The organism is Phenylobacterium sp. (assembly GCF_031181185.1).
Taxonomy (GTDB): Bacteria; Pseudomonadota; Alphaproteobacteria; order Caulobacterales; family Caulobacteraceae; genus Phenylobacterium.
Genome location: NZ_JAPSKZ010000056.1, coordinates 1 through 7,657, shown reverse-complemented (window position 1 = coordinate 7,657; position 7,657 = coordinate 1). Strand labels below are relative to the sequence as shown.

The 7,657-nt window shown below is 65.0% G+C and carries 9 protein-coding genes; all 9 read right to left on the bottom strand.

Translation table 11 applies throughout. From position 1 onward, the window contains the following. The coding region (locus RIF93_RS09070; protein ID WP_309090546.1) for a hypothetical protein at window positions 1–403 on the bottom strand (403 nt) is incomplete at its 3' end. After that, window positions 396–1,901 carry a hypothetical protein gene (locus tag RIF93_RS09065; protein ID WP_309090544.1) on the bottom strand — a complete coding sequence of 502 codons (1,506 nt, stop codon included), beginning with the start codon at window positions 1,899–1,901 and terminating at the stop codon, window positions 396–398. The genes RIF93_RS09065 and RIF93_RS09070, both read right to left, overlap by 8 nt. Before the next feature lie 74 nt (window positions 1,902–1,975). Beyond that, window positions 1,976–2,665 (bottom strand): phytanoyl-CoA dioxygenase family protein, encoded by a 690-nt coding sequence (locus tag RIF93_RS09060; RefSeq protein ID WP_309090562.1) that lies wholly within the window; start codon window positions 2,663–2,665, stop codon window positions 1,976–1,978. Window positions 2,666–2,878: 213 nt separating this feature from the next. Continuing rightward, window positions 2,879–3,634 carry a class I SAM-dependent methyltransferase gene (locus RIF93_RS09055; RefSeq protein WP_309090542.1) on the bottom strand — a complete coding sequence of 252 codons (756 nt, stop codon included), beginning with the start codon at window positions 3,632–3,634 and terminating at the stop codon, window positions 2,879–2,881. 78 nt (window positions 3,635–3,712) lie between these two features. Continuing rightward, on the bottom strand, window positions 3,713–4,873 hold the full coding sequence (locus RIF93_RS09050; protein WP_309090541.1) for an oligosaccharide flippase family protein: 1,161 nt from the start codon (window positions 4,871–4,873) through the stop codon (window positions 3,713–3,715). A 109-nt stretch (window positions 4,874–4,982) separates the two neighbouring features. Further along, window positions 4,983–5,981, bottom strand: a complete 999-nt coding sequence (gene pseI / locus RIF93_RS09045) for a pseudaminic acid synthase (RefSeq protein WP_309090539.1) — start codon at window positions 5,979–5,981, stop codon at window positions 4,983–4,985. Between the two features lie 130 nt (window positions 5,982–6,111). Next, window positions 6,112–6,798, bottom strand: coding sequence for a PIG-L family deacetylase (locus RIF93_RS09040; protein WP_309090538.1), 687 nt, complete (start codon window positions 6,796–6,798; stop codon window positions 6,112–6,114). Between the two features lie 2 nt (window positions 6,799–6,800). Beyond that, window positions 6,801–7,484, bottom strand: coding sequence for a hypothetical protein (locus RIF93_RS09035; RefSeq protein WP_309090537.1), 684 nt, complete (start codon window positions 7,482–7,484; stop codon window positions 6,801–6,803). Then, window positions 7,481–7,657: GNAT family N-acetyltransferase (locus tag RIF93_RS20735; protein ID WP_375163864.1), on the bottom strand; the 177-nt coding region annotated here is incomplete at its 5' end. The genes RIF93_RS09035 and RIF93_RS20735, both read right to left, overlap by 4 nt.

The following is a 7,657-nucleotide window of genomic DNA, read 5'->3' as shown; positions in this document are numbered from 1 at the left end:
CAAGAATGGTCCATACGGCGACAATCATGGCCAGGGCTGACAGGGCGGCGAAAAGTGGCCGCTCCCAGTTCGGGCCGAGCGCGCGCGGAATGACGTACAGCCCGAATAGAAACGAAAGGGCGGCGCCTCCGTCGCGCACAAGGTCGCGGAGACCCGGCTTCGCCAGCAACGTGACCAGCAGGATCATACCTATGACGACGGCCCAGCCGAGCAGCAGGGGGTTTCGGTGCGCAGAGGGAGGCGTTCGTAGGACCAGTTGCTGGAGGCTCAGGACCAGGAACAGCCCATAGGCGCCGATGTAACCGATGTAGGCAGGCTCCACGAACAGGGGCGACGCGCCCATGACCAGGAAAAGCACGATCAGCGGCAGGGACCGTCGGGTCAGCGCCAGGGGATCAGCCATGGTCTAACGGCCGGTTGGAGCTCATGAGCGATCTTGGCTCCGCCAGGCGGCCTGCGATGATCCGCGCGATGTTCTCCAGCGCCCCGGGGTCTCCAAGGGAGCCGGTGAAGCTGAAGGTCCCGGGGTCGGTGAACTCTACATAGGCGGACATGGCGCTGGCGATTTCTTCGGGGTCGACCGGAGCGTAGCCTATCGCCCAATCTATAGCGGCCCGCAACTCGCCGTAGTGCTCAAGCATCCGGACGTTCGGGAAATAGCCGTAGAGCACGTCGCCGAGGCAGATCACCGGCTTGTTGAGCGCAGCGGCCTCGAAACCCAGGGTGCTGGTGACGCAGATGACGCCGATCGCGTCTCTGGCGAGACGCTTGGAGTTCACGCCGGGCCCGATCAGGTCGACGTTCGGCAAGGCGTCGAGTTGGCGATAGAATTCCAGCGGCTGCAGCGCCACCGCCGAAGGGTGTTCCTTTACCACCAGCCGTATATGGGCCGGGAGCCGGAAGGCGATCGACTTGATGACGCTCATCTCGTCGATAAAGTCAGGGGCGAGGACGGAGGTGCTCGCTTCCGGGTGGAAGTGGAGCGGGTAAAGGAAGTAGGCGCCCTCGCGGGGAGCGTTGCGGTACAGTCGTGCGACCTGACGAACACGAAGCTTCCTGTTCCAGGATCGGCGGAAATACGCCCACGACAGCTGGATTTGGTCGCCGTGCTGGAAAGCGCGGTTGATGTCGTCGCGGTGCCGCCGCCGATAGGTCAGGCCTCGCCAGATGTGTTTGACCTTGTCGAGGTTCGCATACTTGGCGAACAGCCCCGTGCGGGCCAGAATTTCGCCGTCGCCGCCCGTCCGCATATAGTCGGGGACTTGGGTCTCGACGGTAGCGATGTACTCTTCCGCCAGCTGGCGAGCTTCCGGACTGGCGCCCTCGCGCTTCACTTGTTCCCAGATCCGGGAGACCGTGACGTGGTCGCGCAACGCGCCGGTAGGACTGATTTCCACACGACCGGAAATCCGGCCCGGGGCAAGGCTGAAGAACGGCACATTCCGCTTGCGGGCGACGGCGTTGGCGGCCAGAGCGAAGCCGTTGCTGGCCTGTTCGTATACTACCGCGACCGGGGCGACCGCATCGAATATCGCGCCGAAGAATCGCTCCAGCATCAGCGGCAGGGCCGCGTATGTGAACGGCTCCTCGCCCTTGAGTGGGACAGGAATGTTCATGGTCAGGAACCTGTCGAAGTCGGACAGCAGCAGGTCCCAACGCAGGTCGTTCCGGGCCAGCTCCTCCGCGGACGGAGCCGGCTGACGGGCCCAGAAGTCCGAGAAATACCAGGCGTCAGGCAACTCCTCGCCGCCGGCGTACAACTCGTCCGTCAGATGCGAGTCCAGCGCGAACCGCACGGCGAACCCCTGCTTCTCCAGATGGGGACGGAGCTGCTCGAAGTAGGTGCGGCTGTACGCCGCCGCGTTGACGAGGCAGAGAATTGTGGGGCGTGAGGAGGACATGAAAGCCTTCTGCATTGGCGGCGAGCTGTTCCGGCCGCCGACGATGCTTGGTCAGGTGGAGATCAGTTCGCCTGTCACCGGCGGGCGTGCAGCAGGGAGTCCGCGCCCGCGGCCAGCGGGGGCTGCGGCCCTCTGACGAGAATGCGCGATCGGAAGACCGTGGGCATGGTCGAGTATCGGACCTGGTACAGCAGACGCGTTCCGGCCCGGGGCAGTTGCCCCTTGTGGACGCCAAAAGTGTCTTCCATGAACCCGTCGCCCGCGCGGCCGGTCATCGACAATATGCGATCGGCCCCAAAGGCTTCCTCGACCTCGGCGTCCGTCAGCCGTCGGCGGGCCAAAGCCTTGGCCTCCACATGAGAGCCCTTCACGAAGCGATGGGGACCGTTCTCCTCACCGACGTCCGTCAGGTAGAGGAAGAACTTGAGAAAGCGGATGCTGTCGTTATCGCGGTGGAAGTTCTCCGCTTCTTCGGGCTCGCTGTTCCCGCTCACCGACCACCAGGTCTGGATGCTGTCCACATAGGGACGGCAGCCGAAATAGCGCGCAGCGAGGTTCAGGAGACGCTCGTCGAAGGCGATGTCGTGAAGCGCCTTGATCGTGGGCGTCTCGGGAATATCGGCGACGTGGGTGCCCTCCGGGGCGTGTTCCAGGCGGAACAGGCCCCGCTCCGGTTTCCACGGATCCTGACATTCGAACCGGGAGAGGAGCTCCCGCAGTTCCGTCGCTCTTTCCGGGCTGATGAAGCCCGGCATGAAGGTCACTCCGTCGCGCTCCAGCTCAAGGCTCGCTTGGTTCGGGTGTGCGGCCGTGGCAGGCGAGCTCCTCGGAAGAGTGAGGAGCCGGGCGAGCTGCCGTCGACGTGCCGGGTTCCGGAGGCGTTCCTGCACCCGATGGAAGGCCCGGATGAAGAGGCTCGGCTTTGCGTCGCGCCGCTCTACCGGAAGGAAATCGGTCGATCCGCCCGCGCTCACAGCTCAGCCCCCCTGTTTGATCGAAAAAACGATCCCGACATTTGAGACGCGATCGACCAGCCCCTCTGCCGTATGGGAGATTTTCCGTGGCGCGTCATGCTCGAAATAGACGTGGTCCATGCTGCCCGCGAACAGCTCGCGGAAATCTCGGGCGGAATTCAGCCGACGGCCGATCTTCTCGAACTCCTGCAGCTCATAGCCCAGCAGCACCTTCTCGTCGCGGGGCTCCATCGTCGAGTACTCGACGCCGATGGCCAGCACCCCGCCCGGCTTCGTCACTCGCACCATCTCATCTGCGGCGCGTCGAGGATTGGTGCTGTAGCTGATGGTCCACCCGCAGATTACCGCGTCGAAGCTCGCGTCAGGGAAAGGGATCGCGTGCATGTCGCCAAGGTGGATATGCGGGGAGTAGCTAATGAGGTCTAGCCCGACGATGTTCTCCTTCCTGAAGCCGAGTCCCGCCAGGGACAGCAGGTCGTTCTCGTTCCGCGGGCCGATCACCAATATACGGGCATCCGGCCCCAGCGTCTCAATCACGGAAAGCGGGTAGGTCAACAGGTTCATGCGGTTGTTGACCCCCCAGATCGACTTCATGTTGTGCATGATGTTGGCCTTGACGGTGTCATCGCTGTCGAGCGTCCGAAGCCGTCTCCGCAGCCGGATCCAGTACCAGGCCCGCGCATACACGACGTAGTGCCGGATCGTGGGCTCGATGAGCAGGTTGATACGAGCCAGAGAGCGAAGGAATTTGAGCAGCATGCACGGTTCCGGTGACGAGGATTGGACCTGACGCGCTGCTACTTGCGAGCTGCGGCGTGCGGGCGGGGTTGTAATAGTCTAGATGACGTTCCGCTTGAGGTAGAAGCGGAATAACCCCGATCGGGCAAGGCCCAGCATCAGGCCCCCGGCGAGCTGTGACATGACCGCCCCTTGTACCCCCGCGCTTCGGACCAGCAGGATGCCGAGAACCGACGATGCGGCGAGCACCGTCAGCGACAGGATCATCAGCGCCCGGTCGCGGTGGGCCGCATAGAGGGCGAGATGCACCGGCTGCGTCCAGACCTGGACGATCTGTCCCACCAGCAGCACCCCCAGCATCCAGAGCAGGGGGATGTACTCGCGGTGCCCGCTCAGCAGCGAGAGCGCCGCGGCGCCGACGGCCACGCCGACGCTCAGCAAGGCGCTGACCGCCAGAGCCCGCAGGGCGGCGCGGCGCAGGGTGGTGAAACGGCCGCTGCGGCGCTGCCCGAAGTCCTTCAGCAGACTCGGCAGCCACAGGTTCAGCACCGCTGACTGCACCAGGGCGGGGAGCGTGCTGGCCAGACTCTGGAAGAACGCGTACACGCCGACCGCTGCGGGCCCGAGGAAGGTCTGCAGGACGAAGCGTTCCAGATTTCCCTGCAGGACCGCCGCGTTGGCGGTGAGATAGTAGTTTCGCCCCTTGAGCAGGCCGTGCGCAAGGTAGCGTAGCGGAATGCGCACCCGGCGCCACAGCGCCGCCCGCAGAAGCCAGGCAGCAAGGACGAGGCTCATGAGGGCGGCCACGGCCCATAGTGCGAGCATGGGCAGAAGAGGTGAAGGCGCCGAAAGGCACAGGAGCGCCGCCGGCTGCCAGCTTGCGGTCCGGATGAATGAGACGACCACCGACATCACCGGCCGATGGATGAGGACGATGAAGCGGACGGTCTCCTGGACCGCCACGCCCGTCGCCACGACGATCAGGAACGAGAGGTATTCGACCCAGCCGAGGTTCAGCCCGAGCAGCCAAGCGGCCAAGCCGGCGCCGATCACCGCGAGGGGCGTCGAGACCAGCAGCATCTTGCGATGACAGGCGAGGCTGCGGCCGAGGGCGCGGGGGGAGGGGCGTCGCGCGTAACGACGGGTCGTGAAGGTGTGGAACTCGAACCCGGCGAGATAGATCGCAACCAGTTCGATGGAGGTCAGCACCCCGTAGACGCCCAGCAGCGCCGGGCCGCTCCAGGCAAGGACTGCGAACATGAAGCCGAGGCGGATGGCCAGCCCCGCCGCATGGACGGCTGCGGCGCTCAGGCCGGGTCGCCCCCACACCATGCGGTAAAGGGTTCTGGGGCTCGGAATGTCCATTCGGTCAGGCCAGGAGATCCCAAGCCACAGGGGTTCCTGCCGGCGCGTCGCGCGAAGCGCGCCGACCGATCACGGACTCGAGGAACTTGGGCGGGAGGCCAAAGCCGGGACGCACAACGCGAACCTTCTCCGGGGTAAGGACCTCCCCCGCCTTCACATCCCGGGCGATGTAGAGCGAGCGGCGGAAGCCTAGCGACTTGATCTCCGCCGGGGTAGGACCGTAGTTGACCTGGCCCAGCGACAGTCGCGCGTTCTCCACGTCCTCAACCAGGCGCCGTAGCTCGTCCGGCTCCATCGAGAACGCCGAGTCGACGCCGCCATCGGCCCGCGCCAGGGTGAAATGCTTCTCCACCAGGGTTGCGCCCAGCGCCACGGCCGCGACCGCGACCCCCGACCCCATGGTGTGGTCCGACAGCCCCACCTCGCAGCCGAACATGGCGCGCATGTGCGGGATGGTGAGGATGTTCGTGTTTTCCGCCTTCGCTGGATAGGTGCTGGTGCACTTCAGGATCATCAAGTCCTGACAACCGGCCTCGCGGGCGGTGGAGACCGCCTCCTCAATCTCCCCGGCCGTGGCCATGCCGGTCGACATGATCATCGGCTTGCCGGTCGAGGCGGCCTTGCGGATCAGCGGGAGGTCGACGATCTCGAAGGACGCGATCTTGTAGGCTGAAACGCCAAGGCTCTCGAGGAAGTCGACCGCGCTGGCGTCAAAGGGCGAGCTGAAGCAGTGCAGCCCCAGGGTGGCGGCCCGATCCATGATCGGCTTGTGCCACTCCCACGGCGTGTAGGCTTCCTGGTACAGCTCATAGAGCTGGCGGCCGGCCCACAAGCTGTTCGGATCCTCGATGACGAAGCCGGGCATACGGACATTCAGCGTCATCGTGTCGGCGGTGTAGGTCTGCAGCTTGATGGCGTCCGCACCGTTGGCGGCCGCGGCGTCAACGATCTCCAGGGCGCGGCCGAGAGATTGATTGTGATTGCCCGACATCTCGGCGATCACGTATGGCCGCTCTCCCGGGCCGATCTTTCTGCCGCTGATCTGCATTGGTTCCTGCTTTTCTGGACCGGCTCTCGCTGTGCGCGAAGTCTCCGGAAGTCAAGGCGGATTGGTTTCCGGCCGCCGGCCCATTCTAGATGATGATGCGGCCGACTTCGAAGGCTTCGGCGGCGGCTACTCCGACAGTCGCGCCGCGATAACGCGCCAGAGCCTCCACCGCCTCCACGGACCTCGGGTGAGGGAAGGGGACCAGTTCGGGGGTGTACACCTCAAGCGCCTGTGTCTTGGTCCCGATATGGTCGCTGATGTCGACGAAGCAGGTCGGGGCGAAGGGACCGATGGAGGACGGCGGACGCCACTCGGTGCTGGACAAAACCTCGAAGAAGAACAGTTCATGGACTGAGGCTCCCGGCTTCGGGCGCGTCGCGGCGATGACCGCGTCGTGAATGACGCGGTGATCGATGTTCACGTCCTTCGAGGAGTGCGTGAACACCCGCTTGGGCTGATGAAGGCGGATGGACTCCTCGATGCGTTTGACGACGTCGAGAAGGTCAACGGAGTCCATCCGGTTGTCGGGAAAGTCGGCGAGCGCGACGCTGGCGGCTCCCATGATGGACCCCGCCTCATGAGCGCACCGCTCCAGCTCGGAGAGTTCGGCCAGTCGGGCTTCGCGCCGCCGCTCGGGATCGCGGCTGGTCGCTCCCTCCGCCATGACCAGGATGTGAACGTCCCAACCTTCGGCGGACAGGCGGGCAGCGGTGCCACCACAGCCGAGCACCTCGTCATCCGGGTGCGCGGCGACAATAAGGGCGGAATTCATGGTTACTCCTGCCGAAGCTTGAACTGGACGTCGGCGACCACCACGTCGGGCCGGATGCTTGCGCGACTGAATTCCAGGCGGAACGGCCCGATGTCCAGAAAGGCGCTCGGGTAGCCTTCCGCGTCCAACATCCGTATGTGATCGAACACCCCCCTCAGGTCGACGGCGTCCTCAAGCGAACTTTCGTCGAGCCTTCGCCGGCGAAAGACCACCGGCTCCCCTTGCTGGGGCGTCGGCTCGGGTTCGGACAGGGCGATGTGCAGGATCATCTCCTCCATCGTATCGGCCGCCCGCATCAGAATTTCCTCGGCGGTGCCAAGAAGGGAGAGCGGTCGCTTGTCATAAATCGCGCCGGCGTCCATCTCGGCCACGCACTGGAGGGCCGACAGCCGGGTTTCCTGGAAGCCGCGCACGATAAGGTTTTGCAGCGGACTGCCCCCGCGACCGAAGGGCAGGTCCGTCATATGGAAGATGACCGCGCGGAACTGCTCGTAGATCTCGGCCGGCACCTTCCACGACCACTGGGGGAAGAAGATATAGGCGGGATCGTAAGCGGCCAGATCGGCCGCCCTGAGCCCGTCCCGGTCACGGATGCGGCGGACCTCGAGGTCCGGATGAGCCGCCATCCGCGCCTCGAGGCGATCAAAGCGCCGGTGGGGTGTGGCAATGACGATTCGCTTCTTCATGGCTCGACGCTCCGGACCCAGATATCCCCGCGCTTGTCGAACCCGGCCGCGGCGAAGGCTCGCTGCGACCGGGTGTTGGATTCCTTTATCGAGGCTACCAGCGAGGTGAGGCCGATCAGCCGGGCATGGTCGACAGCGGCCGTCAAGGCCTGACGCCCGAATCCCCGACCAGC